Annotated in this window: 20 protein-coding genes and 1 riboswitch; of the genes, 8 read left to right on the top strand and 12 right to left on the bottom strand. The window is 61.4% G+C overall.

What is annotated here, in order from left to right; translation table 11 throughout:
• Positions 1-78: 78 nt before the first annotated feature.
• From ADU59_RS24380 to ADU59_RS24370, 3 genes are all read right to left on the bottom strand, one after another.
• Positions 79-1149, bottom strand: coding sequence for an extracellular catalytic domain type 1 short-chain-length polyhydroxyalkanoate depolymerase (locus ADU59_RS24380; RefSeq protein ID WP_068957475.1), 1071 nt, complete (start codon positions 1147-1149; stop codon positions 79-81).
• Between the two features lie 134 nt (positions 1150-1283).
• Positions 1284-2036, bottom strand: coding sequence for a crotonase/enoyl-CoA hydratase family protein (locus ADU59_RS24375; RefSeq protein ID WP_068957473.1), 753 nt, complete (start codon positions 2034-2036; stop codon positions 1284-1286).
• An 11-nt stretch (positions 2037-2047) separates the two neighbouring features.
• A complete protein-coding gene (locus ADU59_RS24370; RefSeq protein ID WP_068957471.1) occupies positions 2048-3829 on the bottom strand; it encodes an acyl-CoA dehydrogenase family protein in 1782 nt (593 codons plus the stop codon).
• 207 nt (positions 3830-4036) lie between these two features.
• Between ADU59_RS24370 and ADU59_RS24365 the strand changes: the two genes are divergently transcribed.
• A complete protein-coding gene (locus ADU59_RS24365; protein WP_068957469.1) occupies positions 4037-5029 on the top strand; it encodes a transporter in 993 nt (330 codons plus the stop codon).
• 62 nt (positions 5030-5091) lie between these two features.
• On the opposite strand, the gene ADU59_RS24360 is transcribed toward ADU59_RS24365, so the two are convergent.
• Complete coding sequence (locus ADU59_RS24360; RefSeq protein WP_068957467.1) at positions 5092-5547, bottom strand: BA14K family protein; 456 nt, start codon at positions 5545-5547, stop codon at positions 5092-5094.
• Between the two features lie 256 nt (positions 5548-5803).
• Between ADU59_RS24360 and ADU59_RS24355 the strand changes: the two genes are divergently transcribed.
• The 3 genes from ADU59_RS24355 to ADU59_RS24345 all read left to right on the top strand — a co-directional run bounded on the left by ADU59_RS24355 (position 5804) and on the right by ADU59_RS24345 (position 8960).
• The gene (locus ADU59_RS24355) at positions 5804-6787 is read left to right on the top strand and encodes a glycoside hydrolase family 25 protein (protein ID WP_068957465.1); all 984 of its coding nucleotides are present in this window, start codon (positions 5804-5806) and stop codon (positions 6785-6787) included.
• A 152-nt stretch (positions 6788-6939) separates the two neighbouring features.
• A complete protein-coding gene (locus tag ADU59_RS24350; protein WP_139093216.1) occupies positions 6940-8607 on the top strand; it encodes a calcium-binding protein in 1668 nt (555 codons plus the stop codon).
• Between the two features lie 137 nt (positions 8608-8744).
• A complete protein-coding gene (locus tag ADU59_RS24345; protein WP_068957461.1) occupies positions 8745-8960 on the top strand; it encodes a hypothetical protein in 216 nt (71 codons plus the stop codon).
• Between the two features lie 57 nt (positions 8961-9017).
• Here ADU59_RS24345 and ADU59_RS24340 read toward each other — a convergent pair whose 3' ends face one another.
• From ADU59_RS24340 to ADU59_RS30525, 3 genes are all read right to left on the bottom strand, one after another.
• Positions 9018-10115, bottom strand: coding sequence for an FAD-binding oxidoreductase (locus ADU59_RS24340; RefSeq protein WP_068957459.1), 1098 nt, complete (start codon positions 10113-10115; stop codon positions 9018-9020).
• 1 nt (position 10116) lies between these two features.
• Positions 10117-11367: an aromatic ring-hydroxylating oxygenase subunit alpha gene (locus tag ADU59_RS24335; RefSeq protein ID WP_068957457.1), complete on the bottom strand. Its 1251-nt coding sequence runs from the start codon at positions 11365-11367 to the stop codon at positions 10117-10119.
• 121 nt (positions 11368-11488) lie between these two features.
• Positions 11489-11685, bottom strand: a riboswitch (cobalamin riboswitch).
• Positions 11653-11862: a hypothetical protein gene (locus ADU59_RS30525; protein ID WP_148661992.1), complete on the bottom strand. Its 210-nt coding sequence runs from the start codon at positions 11860-11862 to the stop codon at positions 11653-11655. Its footprint overlaps the riboswitch before it by 33 nt.
• A 180-nt stretch (positions 11863-12042) precedes the next feature.
• On the opposite strand from ADU59_RS30525, the gene ADU59_RS24330 reads away from it, so the two are divergent.
• The 3 genes from ADU59_RS24330 to ADU59_RS24320 all read left to right on the top strand — a co-directional run bounded on the left by ADU59_RS24330 (position 12043) and on the right by ADU59_RS24320 (position 15224).
• Positions 12043-12648: a DUF6656 family protein gene (locus ADU59_RS24330; protein ID WP_068957454.1), complete on the top strand. Its 606-nt coding sequence runs from the start codon at positions 12043-12045 to the stop codon at positions 12646-12648.
• Between the two features lie 164 nt (positions 12649-12812).
• Positions 12813-13787: an L-threonylcarbamoyladenylate synthase gene (locus tag ADU59_RS24325; protein ID WP_068957667.1), complete on the top strand. Its 975-nt coding sequence runs from the start codon at positions 12813-12815 to the stop codon at positions 13785-13787.
• A 3-nt stretch (positions 13788-13790) separates the two neighbouring features.
• Entirely contained in the window at positions 13791-15224 is a 1434-nt protein-coding gene (locus ADU59_RS24320) for an FAD-binding oxidoreductase (RefSeq protein ID WP_068957452.1), read from the top strand.
• Positions 15225-15239: 15 nt separating this feature from the next.
• On the opposite strand, the gene ADU59_RS24315 is transcribed toward ADU59_RS24320, so the two are convergent.
• Positions 15240-17552: a DUF1217 domain-containing protein gene (locus tag ADU59_RS24315; RefSeq protein WP_068957451.1), complete on the bottom strand. Its 2313-nt coding sequence runs from the start codon at positions 17550-17552 to the stop codon at positions 15240-15242.
• A gap of 349 nt (positions 17553-17901) precedes the next feature.
• Between ADU59_RS24315 and ADU59_RS24310 the strand changes: the two genes are divergently transcribed.
• Positions 17902-18468, top strand: a complete 567-nt coding sequence (locus ADU59_RS24310; RefSeq protein ID WP_068957449.1) for a DUF6101 family protein — start codon at positions 17902-17904, stop codon at positions 18466-18468.
• Positions 18469-18781: 313 nt separating this feature from the next.
• Here ADU59_RS24310 and ADU59_RS24305 read toward each other — a convergent pair whose 3' ends face one another.
• The 4 genes from ADU59_RS24305 to ADU59_RS24290 all read right to left on the bottom strand — a co-directional run bounded on the left by ADU59_RS24305 (position 18782) and on the right by ADU59_RS24290 (position 22214).
• Positions 18782-19216 carry a hypothetical protein gene (locus ADU59_RS24305; RefSeq protein ID WP_158515762.1) on the bottom strand — a complete coding sequence of 145 codons (435 nt, stop codon included), beginning with the start codon at positions 19214-19216 and terminating at the stop codon, positions 18782-18784.
• A gap of 102 nt (positions 19217-19318) precedes the next feature.
• Positions 19319-20278: a 4-hydroxybenzoate octaprenyltransferase gene (ubiA, locus tag ADU59_RS24300; protein ID WP_068957446.1), complete on the bottom strand. Its 960-nt coding sequence runs from the start codon at positions 20276-20278 to the stop codon at positions 19319-19321.
• A gap of 67 nt (positions 20279-20345) precedes the next feature.
• Positions 20346-21113 carry a MipA/OmpV family protein gene (locus tag ADU59_RS24295; RefSeq protein ID WP_244506504.1) on the bottom strand — a complete coding sequence of 256 codons (768 nt, stop codon included), beginning with the start codon at positions 21111-21113 and terminating at the stop codon, positions 20346-20348.
• Positions 21114-21398: 285 nt separating this feature from the next.
• Positions 21399-22214, bottom strand: coding sequence for an AraC family transcriptional regulator (locus ADU59_RS24290; protein WP_068957442.1), 816 nt, complete (start codon positions 22212-22214; stop codon positions 21399-21401).
• Positions 22215-22286 lie beyond the last annotated feature (72 nt).

The following is a 22286-nucleotide window of genomic DNA, read 5'->3' as shown; positions in this document are numbered from 1 at the left end:
CCGAACCATATCGGCGCGCAATTAAGGCAGGGTTAAAATTTCATCACCGGAAAGCCTACGATTTTAAGGGTTTTCCGTCTATTCCGCCGCCTGTTTCAGGGCTGAAAGCAAGGCCGGTTTCTTCAATCCCCAGACGGTCGCCAGATGCATGGACGAGGATATCCCGGCATCCAGCATGAACGGGCCGGGCGTGTCGGCCTTTGCCCGCGATGCAGGCCTCGGCTTCAACGGCGTCCCGTGTCCCATGCCCTCGACCAGATAGAGCTCGACCGCGATCCTCCCCGAGGCATCCTTCCAGACACGGCGGATATGGCCATCCACCTCGCTCTCAGTGAAAGCCCCGCTTTCGAGACCGTGCACATCAAGCCATTGCTGCAGCAGTGCGTCGGCGTTGGAAATCGAGACCGTGTGATCCCTGGTGCCGTGCCAGATGGAGACCGCCGGAAAATCGCGCTTCACCGGCGATGCGGCGCGCACGAGATCGCCCCATTCCTGCGAGGTGCGCTGCGGCGCGGCCTTCATGGCGGCCAAAGCCCGGTGAACGTCGCGCGCGGCGCCGTAGGGCAACCCGGCAATGATGCCGCCGGCGCGGAAGACGTCGGGATAGGTTGCCAGCATCGCCGATGCCATCGCGCCGCCGGCCGAAAGGCCGGTCACGAACACGCGCTTGCGGTCGATACCGTGCGTTGCCGCCATCTTGGCGACCATCTGGCGGATCGAGATCACCTCGCCACGATCGCGCGTGACGTTGCTGGGGCGAAACCAGTTGAAACAGAGATTGGCGTTGTTGGAGCGCTTCTGCTCGGCATAGACGACGGCAAAGCCGCGCTCGCGTGCCAGGGTCGACCAGCCGCTGCCGCGATCATAGGCTTCCGCCGTCTGATGGCAGCCATGCAGCACCACGACGAGCGGCGATTTCTTCGGCAGGTCGGCCGGGACATATCGCAGCATGCGCAGACGGCCGGGATTGCTGCCGAAACTCGCCACCTCCTCAAGCCTGCTGCCGACTTTCGGCTTGATGGCCGCTGGCGCCTGCGCGGCGGACGCGACAGCCTTGCGGGTGACTTTGACGGCTTTCAGCAGTGTCTTTTCCCAGCGCCGGTGCTGCCGGAGCATATCGGAGAGGGAAAACTTGAAATGCGACCGCATGGACGAATCCTTGGTTTGCCGGCATGCTCCCGATGCCGCGTTCCTCCACGCAACTGCTGGCAATATGGGGCGCAGCCTGCCATCCGGCAAGGCGGAGCGCTTACAAACTCCTGGCACCGGCCGCTTTGCCGGCGTCAGCGGCGCATGAAAGCTTCGAAAGCAGCGCGCGCTTCCGCGCTTTTCAATTGCGCGGCAAAGTGCCTTGCCTCCTCATCGATGCGCGCCAGAACGTCGGAACGGTCGCCGCGGATCAGCTGGCGGGCGATGCGCAGGGCTTCCGGCGGCTTTTTGGCGAGATTGGCGGCCAGCGCCAGCACCTCCTCCTCGATCGCTTCGGCACCGGCGATCTTCCAGATCAGACCGGCCTGCTGCGCCTCATCGGCGGTGAAGGCTTCGCCGGCGGCCAGAAGCGCAAAAGCCCGCTGGTGACCGGCAATGCGGGGAACGAGCAGGCTGGAGGCCGCCTCCGGCACCAGCGCCAGATCGACGAAGGGCGTCTTGAACACCGAGCGCGCCGAGGCGATCGTCAGGTCGCAATGAAGGTGGATGGTAGTGCCGATACCGATCGCCAGGCCATCGACTCCGGAAACGATCGGCTTGGCCGCCCCGGCCAGCGCGCGCAGGAAATCGAGCACCTCCTGCCCCATCGTCCCGCCCATGGCAAAGGCCATGAAATCGGCCATGTCGTTGCCGGCCGAAAAGCAGCCCTCGGTTCCCAGAAAGACCGTGACGCGAACGGCATCGTCGGTTCCGGCAACGGTGAGCGCATTGGCCATCTTGGCGTACATCGCCCGGGTGATGGCATTCTTCTTGGCCGGCCGGTTGAAGCGGATGACCTGAACGCCCGGATAGGCTTCGGGCCGCTCGATCAGAACGTCGTCGGTCATGATAGTCTCCTTCAGGCCAAAGCGATGCGGGCGGCGGCAAGGCTTGCCGCGCCGTTGACGATGCGGTCCTTCAGCGTCGCCGTCTCGGATATCAGGTTTTCGGCGGCAAAGCGGCAGAGCGCGATACGAGCATCGCGGCCGCCATCGCCCGCGTCCGCCAGCCCGCCCCTGGCGAGATAAACGCCGGTCAGCGTCAGGCCGAACAGCCGCTGATAGGCGGTCGCACCGGCAAGGGCTTCGGCGGTCTTACCTTCGGCGAGCCGGGCAAGCAGCCACTCCGTTGCCTCTTCCAGATCGGCGAGCGCGTCCTCAAGCCGGCGGCCGGTCTCGCCGAAACCGGCAAGATTTGACGCGCCGACCTCTTCGGCAACAGCCTTCAGTTCGGCGATAAAGCCGCGCACATGGCCACCGTCCGACAAAGGCAGCTTGCGGGTGACAAGATCGATTGCCTGGATGCCATTGGTGCCTTCATAAATCGGCGCGATGCGGGCATCCCGCAGATAACGCGCGGCTCCGGTTTCCTCGATGAAACCCATGCCGCCGTGAACCTGGATACCCATGGAGGCGACATCGACGCCGACATCGGTGCCGAAGGATTTGGCGATCGGCGTCAGGAGGCTGGAGCGCTCCTGCCAATAGCGTGCGGCATCACCTTCAGCGACATGCGCCCGGTCGACCGCGCGGGCGCAGGCGAAGGTGATGGCGCGCGCACCTTGCGTCACCGCCTTCATGGTGAGCAGCGTGCGGGCGATATCCGGATGCTCGATGATCGGGCTCATGCCCGCACCCTTCCAGCCCGGCGCCTTGCCCTGGGTGCGTTCGCGGGCATAATTCAGGGCGTGCTGGGTGGCTGCTTCGGCGATCGCGACGCCTTGCGTGCCGACGGCGAGACGGGCGTTGTTCATCATCGTGAACATGCAATTGAGGCCCTTGTTTTCCTCCCCGACGAGATAGCCGACAGCACCCTTTTCGTCGCCGAACCGGCCGTCGCCATAGACCATGGTGCAGGTCGGCGAGGCATGGATACCGAGCTTGTGTTCAATCGAATGGCAGAACAGATCGTTGCGGGCACCGAGCGAGCCATCGTCGTTGACGAGGAATTTCGGCACCAGGAACAGCGAGATGCCGCGCGTGCCTTCCGGCGCTCCGGCAAGGCGGGCCAGCACCAGATGGACGATGTTGTCGGTCAGGTCGTGCTCACCCCAGGTGATGAAGATCTTCTGGCCGAAGATGCGGTAGGTACCGTCGTCGCGGCGTTCGGCGCGGGTCTTCAGCACGCCGAGGTCCGAGCCGGCATGCGGCTCGGTGAGGTTCATCGTGCCGGTCCATTCGCCGGAGATCATTCTGGCGAGGAACACCGATTTCAGGGCGTCGGAGCCATGCTTTTCCAGCGCGTCGACGGCGCCCATCGTCAGCATCGGCGCCAGGGCAAAGGCCATGGAACCCGCATTCCAGAGTTCCATCGCGGCGATATGCAGCATATGCGGCAGGGCCTGGCCGCCGAACTCTTCCGGCGCCGTCAGGCTGTTCCAGCCGCCCGCCGCCCAGGCATGATAGAGATCCCGCCATCCGTCCGGCGATCTGACAGTGCCGTCGGTCAGCGTCGAGCCCTGTCTGTCGCCGATATCGGCGAGCGGCGCGACCTCATCGGTGGCGAAACGGCCCGCTTCACCGACGATCGCATCGACGAGATCGTCGTCGAGATCACCGAAAATGCCATTGGCGAGGTCCTCGCCCAGACCGGCCACATGCTTGAGCGTGAACAGGATCTCGTCCACCGGCGCCTTGTACATATCGTCTCCTCCCGCAGTCACATGACAACATTGCCGCCTACCAGTCCAGCAATGGCTCATTCGTTGACCGAGAAATTATTGATTTTTACGTAAACGTCAATATTCGATTGCGCGAGGACGTTATTGCGGCTTGCGGGCAGCGCTGTAACAAAACTGTCATGAAACCCGAATACAGCGAAGTCTGGCCTCCTCCCGGAACCATGCCACATGAATCTGATCTCGACTGAAATACCGGGGCTCGTCTGGGCCTATCGTTTCCTGCCGGGCGAAAGCCGCTGTACGCGGATCGCCGCCGATTCGTCGATCGACGCGCTGCTGGAGGGCGAAGGCTGGGTCTGGCTGCATCTGGCCTTGAGCGACGCGCGCACCCCAGCTCTCATCGAACGCATCGCCACCCTGCCGCAAGCAGCGCTTTCGACACTGGTCAGCCATGATACGCAGGCCGCCGTGACCATCTCCGACGACATGGTCTATGGCACGCTGGTCGATTTCGAGCGCACCTTCGACGCGGAAACGAAAACCATCGGCTGGCTGCATTTCGCCGTTACCGAAAAGATCATCATCACCACGCGGCTGCATCCGCTGCGCAGCATCGACCGTGTCAAAGCCGCCGTCGAGAAGAATGCCCGCTGCGCCCGGCCGATCGACCTGTTCGAAATGATGGTCGTCGAGTTCCAGCGCACGCTGATCAGCCTGGTGCTCGAACTGACCGAGGAATTGAACGTCATCGAGGACGACGTCTATGGCGAGGCCGGCCACAATCACCAGCCGCGCCTGGCGCCGCTGAGACGAACCGCCGTGCGGCTGCACCGGCATCTGCGCACGCTGCTGGCGCTGTTGCGGCGAGCCGCAACGTCGGAGGAGGACGAGGTGCCCCCAGGCTTCATCGATGTGGCCGAACGCATGTCGGACCGGCTGGAAGCGGTCGATCGCGATGTCTTCGCGCTGCAGGAGCGGGCGCGCCTCCTGCATGAAGAGATCGACAGCAAGCTCTCCTCCGAGACCAACCGCCATCTCTACATCCTGTCGCTGATGACGGCCTTCCTTCTGCCGCCGACGCTGGTCACCGGCTTTTTCGGCATGAACACCAGCAGCCTGCCGCTTGCAGAGGGCGTTCATGGCACACTGATCGCCGGGCTGTTCATCCTGCTGTCGATGGGACTGGCCTGGACGATCCTGAAACGGATCGGCATTCTCTGAACGCATGAAAACGGCCGGAGACAGAATCTCCGACCGTACATCAGCGTTCAAAGCTGCTGATATCAATAGGGTGAAACACACGCGCGGCGGGGGCCATAGTTCGGCTGGTACGAATTGTCGTAGGCGCGGTAGCTGCGATAGCGGTTTGCGCACCATTCGACATGGCTGCCGCCGTAGCGGGGGGCCGGACGATCAGCCATTGCACCACCGATGATGGCACCGGCTGCGAATGCTCCCAGCGGGAACCACATGCCGTTATGCTGACGATAGCCGTGGCGGCGTTCACGATAGCCACGATGGCCATTGTAAAAGGCCTCGTTGCCGCGGCGGTTGAAGCCGTGGCGGCGGCGCCAGTCGTCATTGCCACGCTGGCGATACTGGACATTGTCCACATCGCTCACGCGCTCGGCCTTCACCGGCACGGGAATTTGCACGAAGGCCTGCGACGGCGTGAAAGACGTTGCCAGCAGGACCGCCGACAGCGCCAGCGGCGCCAGCTTCAATCCAAAAACACCCATGTGTTCCTCCATTCGTTTATTCTCGACACGATTGTCTTGTCACGGAAACGGTCCATGGTTTCTTTTGTTCCATGAACCACCCTAGATAATCACGCCTGCAAGATTCGCGAAAGACGTGTCATATCAAACATCGGTGAAAGCCCTGTTGGAGCAATCCCGGGTCTTATACCAAGTCTCGATGATAGGGACCCATAAGGACCTATCATCGAGACTTGGTCTTAATCCTCGGTTAACCCTCTTTCCGCACCCTCTTGCGATGGAAACGCGCCGGAAGATCCGCTGGGGCAAGTTTTTCCGCCTCGCCGGTCTCCTCGGCGCCGGGCTGTTTTCAGGCGCAGCCCTGGTTCCGGACAGCACATCGGCGCGCGATCTGATGCCGTGGAAATTGCCGGATCACGCGCTGGTCATCGATGCCTACGAGTTGAACATCATCGACTGGGACGCGATGCTGAAGGACAGGCGGATCGCCGGCTTCATCTCCAAGGCGTCCGACGGCCTGCCGGAAAGCTTTGCCTGCACCGGCGATCATCGTGGCGACACGGTCGGCCACTGCAAGACCATGTGGCGCAAATATGCCGTCAGCCGCGAACTCTACCAGACCCGCCGCCTCGTCGCCCGGGCCAACGGCCTTCTCTGGGGCGCCTATCACCTGGCCCGGCCCGGCAATCCGATCGATCAGGCCAACCATTTCCTCGATTATGCCGCGCCCCGCGACGACGAGCTGATGGTGCTCGATGTCGAGGGCATCGACGCGGAGAAATACATGTCTCTGGAGGATGCGGCCATTTTCGCCGGCCATATCAAGACCCGCACCGGCCGCTATCCGATGCTCTACACCAACCACGTCACCGCCACCTACATCGCCGCCAACCGCGCCCGCTTCCCCATCCTGTCGCGCCTGCCGCTCTGGTATGCCCGCTACAAGCCGGGAATCCGCAATGTCTTTCCGATGGGAAACTGGGATAGCTACACGCTCTGGCAATTCTCCGCCGCGCCCAACTGCGGCAGGCGCCGCTGTCCCTATCGCGTTGCCGGGACGCTGAACGACATCGATGTCAATGTCGCTGCGATGAATGCCAAGGCGCTCAGGGCCATCTGGGCAAACGGAGAGCTGCTGCCGGAAAAGCCGCTGCTGATCGCCACCGGCAGGGGCAGCATTTCGGCAGGCGCAGGCATCGATGTGGATCTGATGATGACCGGATCGATCCGCAAGCCATCGGGCGCTCTGGCGCTCCAGTAGATCTTGCCGGTCGCATCGCCGCCGCCAGCACCGGTTCGCCGCGTTACCATGCATTTACCACGGCTGCCGAAATGTTGTCCCGGAACGGGACCTGTTCATCCCTTTGCCGTATGACCACCCGGACCAAAGCCATTCCTGCACATGATGGGCAGATGACCAAAAAGATTGTGATCAGCAGCAACCGCGCCACGCCGGTATCGGTGCTTGAAGCCGGCAGCATATTCGTCCTCGACAAGGGGGTGACGCTGAGCACATCCGCGACGGCCATTCTGGCAACCGGGACGGCGACGGCGCGCAATTTCTATATCAACGGCACGGTGATTTCGGCCTCCGGCTACGCGTTTCAATTCGGCGCGGCCTCGGTCGCCGGCAGCAGGAGCCAGTTCGTCGTCAGCAGCTCGGCCAAGGTTTCCGGCAAGGATTATGGTCTCAGGATCGATAGCGGCGGCCTGGACCTGATCAATGACGGCACCATCGAAACGCGGCTCACGGCGATCACGGTCACGGGCAAGGCGACACATCTCGTCAATACCGGACTGATCGAATCCTCTGCCGGTATCGGTGTATCGGTTTCCGGCGGCAATGCCGTCGTCACCAATCACGGCACCACCCACGCGGCGGCCAACGCGGTGCAACTGTCCGGCAGCGCCGCGCTTTTCACCAACAATGGCGAGCTGCGTTCGGACAAGGCGTCTGCCATCGTTTCCAGCGGCAAGGCCGCGATACTGACCAATCATGGCACGGCGATCGCCTATGGCACGGCCATCGCCTCCTCCGGGGCTAATGCGACGATCACCAATGACGGCGCCGTCACCTCGAGCCATGCAACGGCGATCCGGGCAACGGGCGACGCGGCCATCGTCACCAACAGCGGCACGATCACGGCAGCGAAGGATGCGATCGTCCTGACAGGCGACGACGGCAAGGTCACCAATAACGGGCTGATCAAATCCGCAGCCTATGCGATCTCGGTTTCGGCCGACGGCGCCATCATTACCAACAACAGGACGATCACGGCCGGCGGCGGCGTCAAGCTGGCCGGAACAGACGGGACGGTGACCAATTACGGCACCATTACCGGCACGGCTTCCGCCGCAACCATCGATTTTTCCGCCGCCGTCAAGGCCAGCCTGCACAATAGTGGCCTGATCAAATCCACCGGTACCGCCTTTCTCGGCGGGAGCAGCGCCGATTCGGTCTTCAACAGCGGCACCATCACCGGGGCGATCACGCTTGGCGGTGGCAACGATTATTTCGACGGCACCGGCGGCAAGGTCAACGGCACCGTCTATGGCGGCAGCGGCAACGATGTCTACGTGATCAGCGATGCCGCGATCAAACTGTCGGAATCCGCCGGCGGCGGAACCGACCTCGTCAAGACGACGGTTTCCTTCACGCTCGGGGCAAATTTCGAGAACCTGACGCTGAATGGCACGGCGGCCATCAATGCCACCGGCAACGCGCTTGCCAACCAGCTGCACGGCAACAGCGGCAAGAACATCATCGACGGCAAAGCCGGTAACGACATCATCTGGGGGCATGCCGGCGACGATATCCTGACCGGCGGCGCCGGTGCCGACCAGTTCGTCTTCGCGACGAAGGACGGCAAGGATATCATCACCGATTTCATGCCGACCGGCGCCAGCCACGACATCCTCGATCTCACCGGCCTTGCCAGCATCACCGACTATACCGATCTCAAGCTGCATCACATGAGCCAGGTCGGCAGCGATGTGCTGATCGACGGGCTGAACGGCGACAGCATTCTGCTGAAGGGCGTGAAGATGGCGGCGCTCGATGCGGGTGATTTTCTGTTTTGACGGTGCTGTGGCGCCGGGTGCCGTCTCTTCGGTATAACCGGCAGATCAGCCACCGCTTCGGGTTGCTCCGAAAGAATCAGTTTCGCGTAAGTTGCAAGTCCTAATATAAGAACGCAACCGGCCCGGAGGGCGTGACGATGCGTACCACAGATATGACCTACGAACTTCTGAAAGCCTCGAAGATGAGCGCGGAACGCGGCAACAGAAAAATGCTCGTGTTCCTGATCGAAATGGCACTGCTGGAGGCAGAGTTGTCCTTATCAACCGGCCTCGACACCAAACGCCCCCATCCGGCCCGCATTCCTCAGATCCCCCGATCGGGATCGACCAGGATCGCCATCCGGAACACGTGACATCGCGGGTTTGCGACGATGCGAGGGGCAAGACAACCTGCCCCTCGCATACAAGCATCACGCCTCGATCTGCACATCGCCGATCGGCCGCGAACAGCAGGCCAGGATGTAGCCTTCGTCGATCTCGTCGTCGAGAATGCCACCATTGTGGTTCATCTCGACCTCGCCGGACACCTTCATGACACGGCAGGTGCCGCAAAGGCCGCCTTCGCAGGCCGCACCGATGCGCACGCCGGCAGAACGAGCCGTCTGCAGGATGGTCTGGCCGGGCTGACACTTGGCTTCCTTGCCGGCCATGGTGAAGGTCACGGTCGAGACGGCGGCGGCATCCACCTCCCCGGCTCCGGCACGAATGGCAAGTTCCTCAGCGGCAGGGGCTGCAGCTGGCTGGAAGCTTTCCTCGTGGTAGCGGTTCATGTCGAAGCCGACGCTTTCCAGCATCGACTTGACGCCGCGCATGAACGGCTCCGGACCACAGCAGAAGACAGTGCGGTCGCGGAAGTCCGGCGCCAGCAGGGCCAGCTTCGAGGTCTCGATGCGGCCGCGCAGGCCGTGCCAGCCGTGGCGCGGCGCATGGGTCTCGACGATGAAGCCGAGGTTGAGCCTCGGCATCTGGGCGGCGAGGTTTTCCAGTTCGGCGCGGAACAGAAGATCGTCCGGCTGGCGGGCGCAGGACAGGAACGTGACATCCGTCTGCGGCGCGCAATCGGCCATCCAGCGGGTCATCGACATCATCGGGGTGATGCCGGAACCGGCCGAGATGAACAGGTATTTTTCGCCCGGATGACGCACGAACGAGAAATCGCCGAGCGGACCGAACGCCTTGAGCTTCATGCCCGGTTTCAGATGGTTAAACATCCAGCGGGTGCCGATGCTGGCAGCCTGTGCCTTGACGGTAACCGCGATCGAGAATGGCCGCGACGGTGTCGAGGACAGGGTGTAGGTGCGCATGACCGGATCGTCCGGCGTTACCGGCAGTTCGAGCGTGACGAACTGGCCCGGCAGATAGCGGAACCAGCTGTCCTTGTCGGCCTTGAAGCCGAAGGTCATCACATCCGGCGCTTCGGCAGTCACGGAAATGCATTCCAGCAGTTGCTGCCGGTCGTTGAACGGCTGCAACTCGTCGAAATGCCGGAAGGATGAAGCAATCGTCATATCAGGCGACCCGAACCAGAGGGGTGGACATGGAACGGCCCTGCAGGCGGTCGGCCATGAAATTGGTGTACCATTCGACGAACTGCATCACGCCGCCTTCGTGCTCCGGCGAATAGGGGCCGGGCTGGTAGGCGGGCGAGCGGATGCCAAAGGCATTTTCCTCGACGATCTGGCGGTCCTGGTCGTTGGTCTCGGTCCAGACATGCGTCAGTTCGTCGATGGTGTAATCGACGCCTTCGACCGCATCCTTGTGCACCAGCCACTTGGTCGTGACCTGCGTCAGTTCCGGACCGAGCGGCAGCACGCGGAAGGTGATGGCGTGATCGGCCAGCACGTGGTTCCAGGTGCTGGGATAATGGAACAGCAGCAGTGTGCCGATATGGCTCTGGCTGACATCATCCGACAACTGGCGCTTGACGGCGCGCTTGCCCGACATGGTGTAGCTCTCGGCATCCTCGATCAGCGGCATGCGGGCAACGCGGAACTGGCCCTTCGGATCGATTTTGAATTCGCTCGGCAGGCCGGTGGCCTCGCAGCGGGCCCAGTGTTCGGCGATGACCGGGTCGTCCTTGGCGCCCTGCACGCCGGTTGCCGACGGGGCTTCCGGATAGGTGCGGCAGAGTTCCGGGTGGTTGGCGGCGCAGTGGTAGCACTCGCGGTTGTTTTCCCAGACGAGCTTCCAGTTGCCCTTCTCGATGATCGTGCTTTCGAAAGCGACCTTGGTGTCCTTCAGATTGTGCGGCATGACATAGGACGAGACCATGTCGCGCACCGGCTGGAAATCCATCGCCTCTTCGGCGAGGCAGATGAAGATGTAGCCGCCGATGGTTTCGCAATGGATCGGCTTCAGACCATGCTGGTTCTTGTCGAAATCCTCGCCCATCTGGCGGGCAAACAAAAGCTTGCCGTCAAGCTCGTAGGTCCACTGGTGATAGGGACAGACAAGCTTGGCCGACGAGCCCTTGGCTCCGGCGCAGACGCGCGAACCGCGATGGCGGCAGGAATTGTGCAAGGCCCGCACAGTGCCGGTGCGGTCGCGAACGACGACGACCGGATATTCGCCGACCTGGACGGTGAAATAATTGCCGGATTTCGGGATTTCGCAATCATGGCCGATGAACAGCCAGTCCTTGTACCAGATCTCTTCCATATCGAGCTTGTAGAGATCGGGATCGGTATAGAAGGCCTGCTCGAGGCTGTGCGTCTCGCGACGGTTCTTCAATTTGCGAAGGACTTCACTGCGGAGATCCATGGTCGTTTCCTTGTGCTCGCCAACTTTTTTGAAGTTGCTGCGGGCAGGAAAGGAACCGCCACCGCGCCGGGAGTGCGCGTGGTATACAGGTTCTCCTTCCGGCTGCCCGCCGCAACCCAGACATCAATTTCGCCACAAGGCTGGTTTCCGGGCTTTGGAGCCGTCCTTGCGGACTATCCCGGCGCCTTCCCGGATTTCTCCAGTGGCCTTTTGCCGAGGTTTCGCTCCACCACCGTTGCGGGGGCAGCGCCGGATTTCGACCGGCTTCCCAATTCTCCGCCCTCCCTAAAAGGCGGCACCCTGAGTATCGCTATCTAAACCTGCGGCATGGCCGGACAGCTGCCGATTAGCGACATCCGATTCCAGAATGACGACACGATCCAAGTTGCTTCGCGACGTCGAAGGAGTGGCTATTTTATAAGCAGAAACAACGGCTTTTCCTGATTTTTCGGCAGATGGCGTCTTTTCCGCCACAGACCGGCAGATTCTGGGCATGCGCCGTCTCTTTGCGACATCTTTCGGCACCGCTCACGCGACCGCCGCAAGCCTCACGCCATGACATAACGCTAATGTCCGGAAAGATTGCGTTAACCCTGACACTGTAGCTTCTTCTTATTCAAGCGTTTCCGCCCCGGAGTGTTCTCACGCATTCCGCCGCTATCCTGGTACAGGCCGATGTCAAACCTTCGATATTTCGACGCCGCAGCCGCCAAGAAGCCGGCGCCATTGCCGAAGGTGGCCGTTCATACCGAGTTTCTGCGCACAGGACGGATCAACCGGAATCAACAGATGTGGAGCGCCGAGGAAAAGCGCTACCTGACGCACCAGGACGTGGCCGTGCGTACCGGCCGCAAGCTTGAGGCCGCCGCAACGGTGACCCATGGCCGGATCAACGGCTTCCACCGTTCGATCCGCTTTCCCAAGCTGTTTTTTCACCGCACGCTCGCCGACAGCCCGCATCTCGGCTATTGCCACGTGACGGCGGCGCACACGAAATTCGCCCAGTTCGACGATGTCCGGTGGTCGTTCTACATCGCCAATTTCTTTTCCGACATCGGTGACGACGAGCATTTCTTCGAGAAGATCAAGCTCGGCTATTCGCGGATGTATTTCGCGGTGGCAACAGAGGTGGACGCAGACGCCGGCAAGCTGACGGTCAACCGTGCCATCCACGAAAACGGCCTTTTGTTCCGCACCCGCGACCCCAAGGAAGCCCTGAAGAACGTGCTCCTGCTCGGCGCGCGCAATGAGCAGCTGCGCAAGATCATCAACAGCCTCTGAAGACCCCGGCAGTCCGGATTGATTGCTTGTCGATCAGCTGGTCCCGCCCGACCGGTAGTTCGTTTTCGAATGCACTTGGCAATATCCCGCCGGGACCTGTAAAGGAAACCGCAGAGCGCCTGCCCTGCCTTATCCCGGACGGCGCGTGGATGTTTGGAAGCCGCATGACCCTCATCATCGACACACGGACCGAACCGGATCGCGCCCTGGCGCTGGCCTGCGAGACGCTCGGACAGGGCCTGCCGGTCGCCATTCCGACAGAGACGGTCTATGGGCTGGCAGCGGACGCGACGAACCCCGACGCCATCAGCCGTATCTATGAAATGAAGGGCCGCCCGCGCTTCAACCCGCTGATCTGCCATGTCTCCGATTTCGCCATGGCGGAAGCCTATGTCAGCTTCGATCCCCTGTCGCGGCAGCTGGCCGAAGCCTTCTGGCCGGGTCCACTGACGTTGATCCTGCCGATCAAGCCGGACAGCACGGTTCATCCGCTGGCTTCCGCCGGCCTCGACACGCTCGGCATCCGCATGCCGGACGGTTTTTCGCGCGCCGTCATCCAGCGCTACGGCAAGCCGCTGGCAGCTCCCAGCGCCAATACGTCCGGCAAGATCAGCCCCACCAGCGCCGCGCATGTCGAGGCTGATCTCGGCGGCAAGCTGGCGCTGATCCTTGATGCCGGTCCGGCCGAAATCGGGCTGGAATCAACCATCCTCAAGGTGGAGGACGGCGAGATCCGGCTCTTGCGGCCGGGCGGCCTCGATGTCGCCGATATCGAGGCGCTGACCGGGAAAACCGTGTTGCGGCCGGAGACTGCGGGCGCCGTGATCGAGGCGCCGGGCATGCTCGCCTCGCACTATGCGCCGGGAGCAACGGTGCGGCTGAACGCTGAAGATGTGAAGGCTGGCGAAGCGCTGATCCGGTTTGGCGGAGCGAAGCTGCCGGGCGAGGGAAATGCTATCGTGGTTCTCGATCTCAGCCCGACCGGCGATCTGCGCGAGGCTGCCGCCAATCTGTTTGCCTATATGAAAGAAGCCGATGCCTCGGGTGCCGCAACCATTGCATTCGGCCCTATCCCCAATGAGGGGCTCGGCGAAGCGATCATCGATCGGATCGAACGCGCGGCAGCGCCAAGGGACTAAAGCATGACCAACACCCTCCCCACCGCCGATCTCATCACCCGCTTTACCGAAATCGTCGGCAGCCGCAATGCGCTGACCGATGAGGCCGACATTGCCCCCTATCTCATCGAATCGCGCGGCCTCTACAAAGGCAACGCGCCGCTGGTGCTGAAGCCCGGCAGCGTCGAAGAAGTCTCGCAAATCCTCAAGCTCGCCACTGAGACCGGGGCCGCGATCGTACCGCAGGGGGGCAATACCGGCCATGTCGCGGGACAAATCCCGCGCACGGGTGCGGCCGATATCGTGCTGTCGCTGGAACGGCTGAACCGTATCCGCGATATCGATCCGGTCGGCAATGTCATTGTGGCCGATGCCGGCTGCATCCTTGCCGATATCCAGAAGGCGGCGGAGGAACACGACCGGCTGTTTCCGCTATCGCTCGGCTCGGAGGGCTCGTGCCGGATCGGCGGCAATCTTTCCACCAATGCCGGCGGTACGGCGGTGCTGGCCTATGGCAATATGCGGCAATTGTGCCTGGGTCTGGAAGTCGTGCTGCCGACCGGCGAGATCTGGGACGGGCTGCGGCGGCTGAAGAAGGACAATACCGGCTACGACCTGCGCGACCTGTTCATCGGTGCGGAAGGCACGCTCGGCGTCATCACCGGCGCCGTTCTGAAGCTGTTTCCGCAGCCGCGCGGCCATCAGGTCGCCTTTGCCGGCCTGAAAAGCGTTGCCGATGCGCTCACCCTGTTCGACAAGGCGTCGAGCCTTTGCGGCCCGGCGCTGACCGGCTTCGAACTGATGCCGCGCCTCGGCGTCGAGTTCACGGCAAAACACATTCCGGGCGTCCGCGATCCGATGGATACGGTGCATGCCTGGTACGCGCTGATCGACATCTCGACCTCGGATTCGGCTGAAAGCGCCGAACGGATGATGCAGACCCTGCTCGAAACGGAAATATCCAGCGGTCTCGTCGAAAACGCCGTGGTGGCTGCCAACGAGGCGCAGCGCAAGAGCCTCTGGCACATGCGCGAAAGCATGTCGCCGGCGCAGAAGCCGGAGGGCGGATCGATCAAGCACGATGTCTCGGTGCCGGTCTCCAGCATTCCGGCTTTCATGGCCGAGGCCGATGCCGCGGTGATGAAGGCCATTCCCGGCGCCCGCATCTGCTCGTTCGGCCATATGGGCGACGGCAATATCCATTACAACATCTCGCAGCCGATCGGCGCCGACAAGGACCAGTTCATCGGCCGCTGGCGCGAGATGAATGCGATCGTCCACGGCATCGTGCTCGCCTATAACGGCTCGATCTCGGCCGAGCACGGCATCGGTCAACTGAAGCGCGACGAACTGGCCGACGTGCGCTCGCCGATCGAGATCGACCTGATGCAGCGGATCAAGCACGCCTTCGACCCCGCCGGGATCATGAACCCCGGCAAGGTGCTCAAGGCCTCCTGAAACGGACAGCCTCCGTCAGTAGCCGCCAAGGCGCAGCTGTGAAAGACTGAACAGGGTATCGGCGCTGATGCTGCCGCCACCGCCCGACAGGATGATCTCGGCGCCGGAAATATCGACATTGTTGTCGACATCGTAAAGCGCAGCGAAACGGACGAGCAGCTTTTCCAGTTTTTCCGGATCGTGCAGGTCCTGGATATCCAGCACGCGGTTGATATAGGCATATTGCACGTCGACGTCGGCATTCGACATCGCTTCGGGGATGCTGAACGTCGTCTGGATGACCTGCAGCAGCGCGCTGTCGGCCAGAAGATCGTAGGCCGTACTGATGCCCGATGCCTGGCGCCGGAAATAGAGCGCGAGGCGGACGCCGGCATTGTCGTCGCCCTTCTGCTCCTCCATCGTCTGGTTGAGGTAGAGATTTTCGGTCTCCAGCAGACCGCGCTTGGTCTGTATGCCCTGGGTCGGGCGCGCGACGTTGCCGGTACTGTCAAAATTGTAGGAGGAGACCATCTCCTTGAAGAGCGTCGTGTTCGGCTCGGTATTGATGAAACTGTTCGGATCGTTGAAATCGGATTCGAACATCTGGCGGACATAGTCCGTCGTGAATTTCTCCGGATCGAGGCCGGAGGCGACGAGCATGAAATCGACCAGGCGCCGGTTGGACAACAGGCCGTCGAGCGTTTTGATCTTGCCGATCTCGGTGGTGTAGTATTTCGATTCCTCCGTCGCCTTGGTCTTGTCTTCCTCGGTGCCGAACCGGCTCTTCTCGATGACATAGGACTTGGCGGTGTTGAGGATTTCGGATTCGGACTGGGCCATGATCGGCACGCCAAGCGATCCGTCGGCATTGAAATTATAGGCCTTCGCCAGCTGGACGTAGCGGTCGTCCTTCAGGGTATAGACATAGCTTTTCGGATCGGTGAGATCGCTGGTCAGCACCTTCTTCAATTTGCGCGCCGTGTCGCCTTCGTCCTGAAGACCGACCGCCGTCAGCGCCAGTTTCATGATTTTACTGTCGGCGAGCAGACCGTCGACATCCGACACCACGGCGATCAACGTCTTGTAGGAACTGATCAGGGCTTCGTCGGCGGCGTCATCGACGTCGTTATAACGGTTTGTCCAATAGGCGTCGGTAACTCTCGTCTGTTCGGCTGTCTGCGCGGTATCGCCGTCGGCCAGCGTTCCGTCCGTCTGGAAATTGAAGGCGGCGGCGAGCTCCTTGTAAGCCGCATTGTAAGCGGTACCGCCTTCGGTATTGGCATAGCTGGCGGGGTCGCTGAGATCGCTGGTGAGGATTTTCTCCATCACCGAACTCGACAGGCTGGTCGGCAGGCCGTAGGCGATGCGGAGATAGGCAAACATCCGGTTGTTGCCGAGGATATCGCTGACCTTGGTGACGCTCTGGATCGCCGAATCGTAATAAATCGTGTTGAGCTGTGCTGCGGACGAGGAAAGCCGCGGCTGCATGAAAATATAGTTCTCGTTGACCCACGACTTCTGCGCATCCGACATCGGTACGTCGCCGGCGGCCAGCGTTCCATCGACCTGAAAGTTAAAGGCGGCCGCAAGCGGCGTATAGTCCGGCGCGTTGGTGATCGACGCCTGATACTGGGCAATCTGCTTGCTGGCCGCGCTGTTGCTGTTGGCCAGATCCTCCGGCGTGGCTGTAGCCTGGATGTTGGCAATCCTGTCCAGAAAATCCTGCTTATAGGCCGCAGCCGACGCATTCACATAGCTGTTCGGATCGTCGACGTCGCTGGTGAGGACATTCTTGAAATGCTCATAGGACATGGTGCCGGCATTGGAGCCGAAACCGAACGCTGTCAGCACGTAATTCTTAAGCTTGCTGTTTCCCCAGATCTGGTCGACGTTGGTGACGGTGTCGATCACTGCGTTAAAATAACGCGTATCCTCTTTGACTGCGTCATCCTGATTGGCGATGCTCTGGCCGTAGAGGCCGATCAGCGCATCTTCCTGTGCCTCGCTTTGAACCACTTCGGTCGACTGCGAAAAACTGAACGCCATCGCGAAATTGCGGTAGCGATCGTCGGTCAGCTTGTTGGCATAGCTATTGTCGTCGCTGAGGTCGCTTTCCAGAACCTTGCGCATGAAGGCCTTGGCATAGGTCATGTCTTCCAGGCCATGCGCCTTCATGGCGTAGGCATAGAGCCGGTAGTCGTCGAGGAACTCGTCGATCGAGGTGACGTTGCCGATATTGGCCTTGTAATACTCGGTTTCGCGGGTGACCATCGCCTGCTGCGACGTGCGCTGAAGGCTCGTCTTCATGTCGCGGGTGATGAGATTGTAGTCGATATATGTCGAAACCATTGCCGCTCTGCCGATCGCCTGAAACTGTTGGCGGGACAGCGTCTCCTTGGACGCAACCCCACACCCTGCGGTCATAACCGCCGGTAGTATTCCCGTTCAGCCTTGCGCGTGGCTTTTCCTGAGCGCCGGCGGGCGGCTGCGCCGGGGCACTTCGAATGCGGTGCTTTTCCTTCACATTTGAGAAACCCTGCCGCGTCGGTTTTTGCTAACCATCAGGAAATGCAAAGTTTTTTAACCGCGATTTTTAAGTGGTCCCAAACGGCCGCCCCCTATCCTTGGGTCACAGAGGACGAAAAGTCCCAAAGAGAAGACCGGAAACCGGCTCTCAAGGAAAACAAGGGCGATTGAAATGCTGAAGACACTTTCCCAACCGGCCTGGGTCGAAACCACGCTGCGACTGGACCCGAAACGCTTTCCCCAGCAGGCGAGCTACAGCTTGCACGGACAGCCGAGCAATGTCACGATCAGTCTGGACGAGCGCGGAGCAGTGTTGCGCAAGGTTTTGCCATCCAGCGGATTGCCATTGTCGATCGCGCTGCCGGCACGCGCCTTCAAGGGTGTCGCTGCCCGCGCCATCGACCATGGAGACGGAGAAGTGACTGTGACGCTCGAACTTCATCACGACGACCCGGAGCTGTGCATTCCGCTTCTGGTCGCCCACGATCTTTCCGACATCGCCGCCGACTGGCGCACATGGTCGGAAGCCTACCGGATTCCAATGCTGATGGTCGAGGCCGATGGCGTTGCCCGGCCGCTGGAAGATCATCTCGGCGAAGTGCGCACCCGCGATATCAAGCCGCGCCGCCGCCATTCGCTCTTCAACGACCGCCGCCCGCGTTTCCTGATGCGCCGCTCGACCGGCAGCCTCGGCGTCAACATGAAGATCGACGGCCGCGAGATCATCGCCCGCAACTGATCTCCGACACAATCACCAAGCGCTCCTCCAGCGTAAAAGACCGGCCGTCCCTGCGGCCGGTCTTTTGTCGTTGTTTTCTGGCCGTAATCACGTCTTTGAAAGACCTTGAGACTGCCTTCTTGGCGCCACAGGCGGCCAGCATCTTGCCGGCACGAGAAGGAGACAGACCATGCGCACATTCATCCTCGCGGCCATCGCCGCCTTTTCCGCCCGCATCGGCAAGATGAAGAAGAAGAGCGATCAGGAGATGAGCTGGGCCTGATATGCGGCCCGGCGCATTCTTCAACAATATCCGCCGACAGCGGTCATCCGTCTATGACAGGGATTGCTCCAAAATTGCCTCGGTAGCTTGACCGTTTAGGTGGCTCAAGAGCGAAGATTGGAAGCGCGCCAAATCCCCGTAAATGACGGGAAACTCGACGCGGATTTCCGAGCTAACACCCGTAGACATTTCTGTTGCTGCCAATTGAACGGATGCGGATAACATCCCCCGCTGCCCGATGGGCTTGATCTGAATACGAAAATGCACTTGATCGAGCGTGCCATCGTCTTTCCAAAATCCGCTTTCAAGGAGAGGCGCGCTATCGGCTTCTATCGGATATCTGCCGATAGACTGAGCGAATTCCTCCACTTGCGAAATATTAAACCATGCTGAACCCCGACCGCTGAATTCGCCACAGCGAAGCTTCGCCGCGAGTTCGCCATGCGATTCATCTTCGGCTTTGTAGGTAAGTGAGACGCTGTTCATCGAGAAAGAGTAATCGCAGTTGGCAAACATGTGCAACTGGATGGCAACATCTCAATCGGAGATGGAGGCCCAGCGCGCCCAAAATCATCCGAAGGGCTTCTTCTACATCAACCGTACCAGAAGCGCGGCGCAAAGCCCGGCAAAGACGATCAATCCGACGACATTGTTGAATTTGAACAAGGCCAGGCATTGGGTCGCATCGTGGATATCGAGCACAAGGATCTGGTAGAACAGCAGGACGGCAGCCACCAGCAGGCCGGCATAGGCGAGAAACCCGGCGCCGGCGATGGCGAAGGCGACGAACAGCAGCAAAACCGCCAGGCCGTAGAGGCCGAACAGCCACGGGCGCGGATGATCGCCGAACCGCCGCGCCGTCGAGCGCACGCCGATCAGCTCGTCGTCTTCCTTGTCCTGATAGGCATAGATCGTGTCATAACCGACCGTCCAGGCGATAGCCGCGAGATAGAGCGCGATCGAGGCCAGTCCGACAGTTCCGAACTCGGCCGACCACCCCATCACCGCGCCCCAGGAGAAGGCAAGGCCGAGGAAGAATTGCGGCCAGTCGGTAAAGCGCTTGGCAAAGGGATAGACGGCGACGAATACCAGCGAGAACACGCCGAGAAAGATCGAAAAGCCGTTGAACTGCAGGAGCACGACGAGACCGGCCAGCGCCTGCAGCGCCATGAAGATCTTGGCCTGAGCCCGTGTGACGCGGCCGGACGGCAGCGGCCGCGAGCGGGTGCGCGCCACTTCCATATCGATGTCGTGGTCGATGATATCGTTGTAGGTGCAGCCGGCGCCGCGCATGGCGACCGAACCGATGAAGAACAGCAGCAGGTGGAAGACGAAGCGGCCCACCGAAAACGTGCCGAGCGCTGCCGCCGCATTGGCGGCCAGCGCCGCCGACCAGAAGCAGGGCCACAGCAGCAGCTGCCAGCCGATCGGCCGGTCCCAGCGGGCAAGCTGCGCATAGGGCCAGAGCGCCCTCGGCAGGACGCGGTAGACCCAATTGTTGGACGGCGCATCGTGGACGCGCCCGGAATCGGCTGGATTGGTGCTCATGCCGCCTGTTTGCTACCGCTGACGGGCGCGGTCAAGCGCTGACGTTTTCGCCGGCGCGAACCGGCGCTCAATCCAGCGTGAAATCGAAGCGGTATGTGGCGGAAAGGCCGACCAGGAACTGGTTGCGGCTGCCGCCTTCCCTGACGATGCTCGAATCCGCTGCCGGGCCCATCAGCCGCTTGTATTCGGCAAAGGCGCTGGTTTCGAGCTTTTCGGTCGCCTTCCAGGTGATGGCCGCACCGGCGCCGAGCGAACCTAGACCGCCGGACGGCTTGTACTGCGAATAGCCCGACTTTGCCGATTCCGATCCGCTGACGCCGTAATAGGCATCGAAATAGTCGCTGGTGGCCGCCGACAGGCGCGGCCCGGCCGACAGGCGGACGTTGTCGCTGACATCGACGAAACCGTCGGCTGCGACATCGGCGACGAGACCGTTATGGCTGCGGATACCCTGGCGCAGTTCGGCGCGGATGCGCAACCAGTCCGTTGGATAGACCTCGGCAAAACCGCCGAGTTCGCCGCCGAAACGGACGGGATCGAGCCCCTTCAGATCCTTCGAGGTATCCTCGTCGCGCTGGAAGATCAGCTTGCCGACGACACCGGCGCGAAACGCACCCTGATCGACAAAGGCGAAGGCCGGATTGTCGTTGCGCGAGGAAAAGCGCACGGCGCTGCCGGCGCGTCCGAACGAAATCAGCGGTGCGGCCTGGAACAGGCGAGCGGACGCGCCATCATATTTCGGGCCGATAAACCCCGTGGCGCCGACTTTCAGATACCAGTCACCTGACCAGAAGCCGTCCTGCGCGTGGGCGGACAGGGAGCTGGAAAAGAACAACCCGAGAGAAAGGGCAAGCAAGGATCGATTGAACACGCTGAAACTCCGGACACACTAAAACGGTTCGTTACCAGGCGCTTATAGGTGCAGCCTTCCTACCATCCCGTTAACCAGACGCGTTCAGCCTTTCTTTTCCATGCCGGTGCATCACCGTCTTATATTACGCAAGCCATACAATCGGATAGGCAAGAGCCAACCCTAAACCGGTCCGTGAAAATGCATGCCCAACCGGGACGTATGATCGATTTTGGAACATGCCGGCGCAGGCCATTGCCGCAGCCAATATCATGCAGCCCGCGATTTGAGATAGCTACTCGGCGCGCTGCCGAGCATGCGGCGAAACATGGTGGTGAAGGCGGCGATGTTCTCGTAGCCGGCATCGAGCGCGACATTGGTGATCGGTTCGCCTTCGGCCAGGCGCGGCAGCGAGGCGAAGATGCAGGCCTGCTGCCGCCAGGTGACGAAGCTGACCCCGGTCTCGGCGCGAAACAGCCGGGTGAAGGAGCGGCGGCTCATGCCGAGATCGCGCGCCCAGTCGTCGATGCCGGCATTGGCATCGGGCGATTTCAGGAAATGGCGGCAGAGACGGCCAAGCCGTGGGTCGCCGGGAAACGGCAGGCCAAGCGGGCGCTCCGGCAGCTGGCCGATCTCGTCCAGCAACAGTTCCATGATCAGGCGCTTGCGCCGCGCAGTCAGCTGCTTTTCATCCGATTGCACCAGTTCCTCGATCAGGCTGCCGCCGAGCGGCGTCACTTCCAGCACGCGCGGACCGTGCTGATCGATCAGCGACGGATCGACATAGATGGAATGCATATGCACTTCGCTGATCATCTCGGTGGAATGCTCGAGGCCGGCCGGGATCAGCAGGCCGTGACCGGGCGGCAGCATCCAGCGGCCGCCGGCGGTGCTGACCACCACGACACCACGGCGCGCGGACCAGAGCTGCGTCTTGCCATGGCTGTGGGCCGGCACCCGAAAGCCGGCGGGATAGATGCGGCCAAGCGCAAGGACCAGATCTTCAGCGCTTTCAATCCAGGAAAGGCTGTCGAAATGTTCCTTTTCGCTGAGACTGTCCTGCCTGGTAAGATCGATTGCCCGCATTTGGCCCACTCTCGAAAGAATGCGACCAGAGCACAAAAGCAGGCCAGATTCAAGCGATGTAGAGACAGCACA

It is taken from the genome of Pararhizobium polonicum (assembly GCF_001687365.1).
GTDB lineage: Bacteria > Pseudomonadota > Alphaproteobacteria > Rhizobiales > Rhizobiaceae > Pararhizobium > Pararhizobium polonicum.
Note: the sequence above shows the minus strand (reverse complement) of the source record. Positions and strands in the feature narration are given on the sequence as shown.

Excerpts from the sequence above, each read along its gene's own strand:
- ADU59_RS24380 (WP_068957475.1), bottom strand. The coding sequence starts at position 1,149 with ATGCGGTCGCATTTCAAGTTTTCCCTCTCCGATATGCTCCGGCAGCAC.
- ADU59_RS24375 (WP_068957473.1), bottom strand. The coding sequence starts at position 2,036 with ATGACCGACGACGTTCTGATCGAGCGGCCCGAAGCCTATCCGGGCGTT.
- ADU59_RS24370 (WP_068957471.1), bottom strand. The coding sequence starts at position 3,829 with ATGTACAAGGCGCCGGTGGACGAGATCCTGTTCACGCTCAAGCATGTG.
- ADU59_RS24365 (WP_068957469.1), top strand. The coding sequence starts at position 4,037 with ATGAATCTGATCTCGACTGAAATACCGGGGCTCGTCTGGGCCTATCGT.
- ADU59_RS24360 (WP_068957467.1), bottom strand. The coding sequence starts at position 5,547 with ATGGGTGTTTTTGGATTGAAGCTGGCGCCGCTGGCGCTGTCGGCGGTC.
- ADU59_RS24355 (WP_068957465.1), top strand. The coding sequence starts at position 5,804 with ATGGAAACGCGCCGGAAGATCCGCTGGGGCAAGTTTTTCCGCCTCGCC.
- ADU59_RS24350 (WP_139093216.1), top strand. The coding sequence starts at position 6,940 with ATGACCAAAAAGATTGTGATCAGCAGCAACCGCGCCACGCCGGTATCG.
- ADU59_RS24345 (WP_068957461.1), top strand. The coding sequence starts at position 8,745 with ATGCGTACCACAGATATGACCTACGAACTTCTGAAAGCCTCGAAGATG.
- ADU59_RS24340 (WP_068957459.1), bottom strand. The coding sequence starts at position 10,115 with ATGACGATTGCTTCATCCTTCCGGCATTTCGACGAGTTGCAGCCGTTC.
- ADU59_RS24335 (WP_068957457.1), bottom strand. The coding sequence starts at position 11,367 with ATGGATCTCCGCAGTGAAGTCCTTCGCAAATTGAAGAACCGTCGCGAG.
- ADU59_RS30525 (WP_148661992.1), bottom strand. The coding sequence starts at position 11,862 with ATGCCCAGAATCTGCCGGTCTGTGGCGGAAAAGACGCCATCTGCCGAA.
- ADU59_RS24330 (WP_068957454.1), top strand. The coding sequence starts at position 12,043 with ATGTCAAACCTTCGATATTTCGACGCCGCAGCCGCCAAGAAGCCGGCG.
- ADU59_RS24325 (WP_068957667.1), top strand. The coding sequence starts at position 12,813 with ATGACCCTCATCATCGACACACGGACCGAACCGGATCGCGCCCTGGCG.
- ADU59_RS24320 (WP_068957452.1), top strand. The coding sequence starts at position 13,791 with ATGACCAACACCCTCCCCACCGCCGATCTCATCACCCGCTTTACCGAA.
- ADU59_RS24315 (WP_068957451.1), bottom strand. The coding sequence starts at position 17,552 with ATGGTTTCGACATATATCGACTACAATCTCATCACCCGCGACATGAAG.
- ADU59_RS24310 (WP_068957449.1), top strand. The coding sequence starts at position 17,902 with ATGCTGAAGACACTTTCCCAACCGGCCTGGGTCGAAACCACGCTGCGA.
- ADU59_RS24305 (WP_158515762.1), bottom strand. The coding sequence starts at position 19,216 with ATGAACAGCGTCTCACTTACCTACAAAGCCGAAGATGAATCGCATGGC.
- ubiA (WP_068957446.1), bottom strand. The coding sequence starts at position 20,278 with ATGAGCACCAATCCAGCCGATTCCGGGCGCGTCCACGATGCGCCGTCC.
- ADU59_RS24290 (WP_068957442.1), bottom strand. The coding sequence starts at position 22,214 with ATGCGGGCAATCGATCTTACCAGGCAGGACAGTCTCAGCGAAAAGGAA.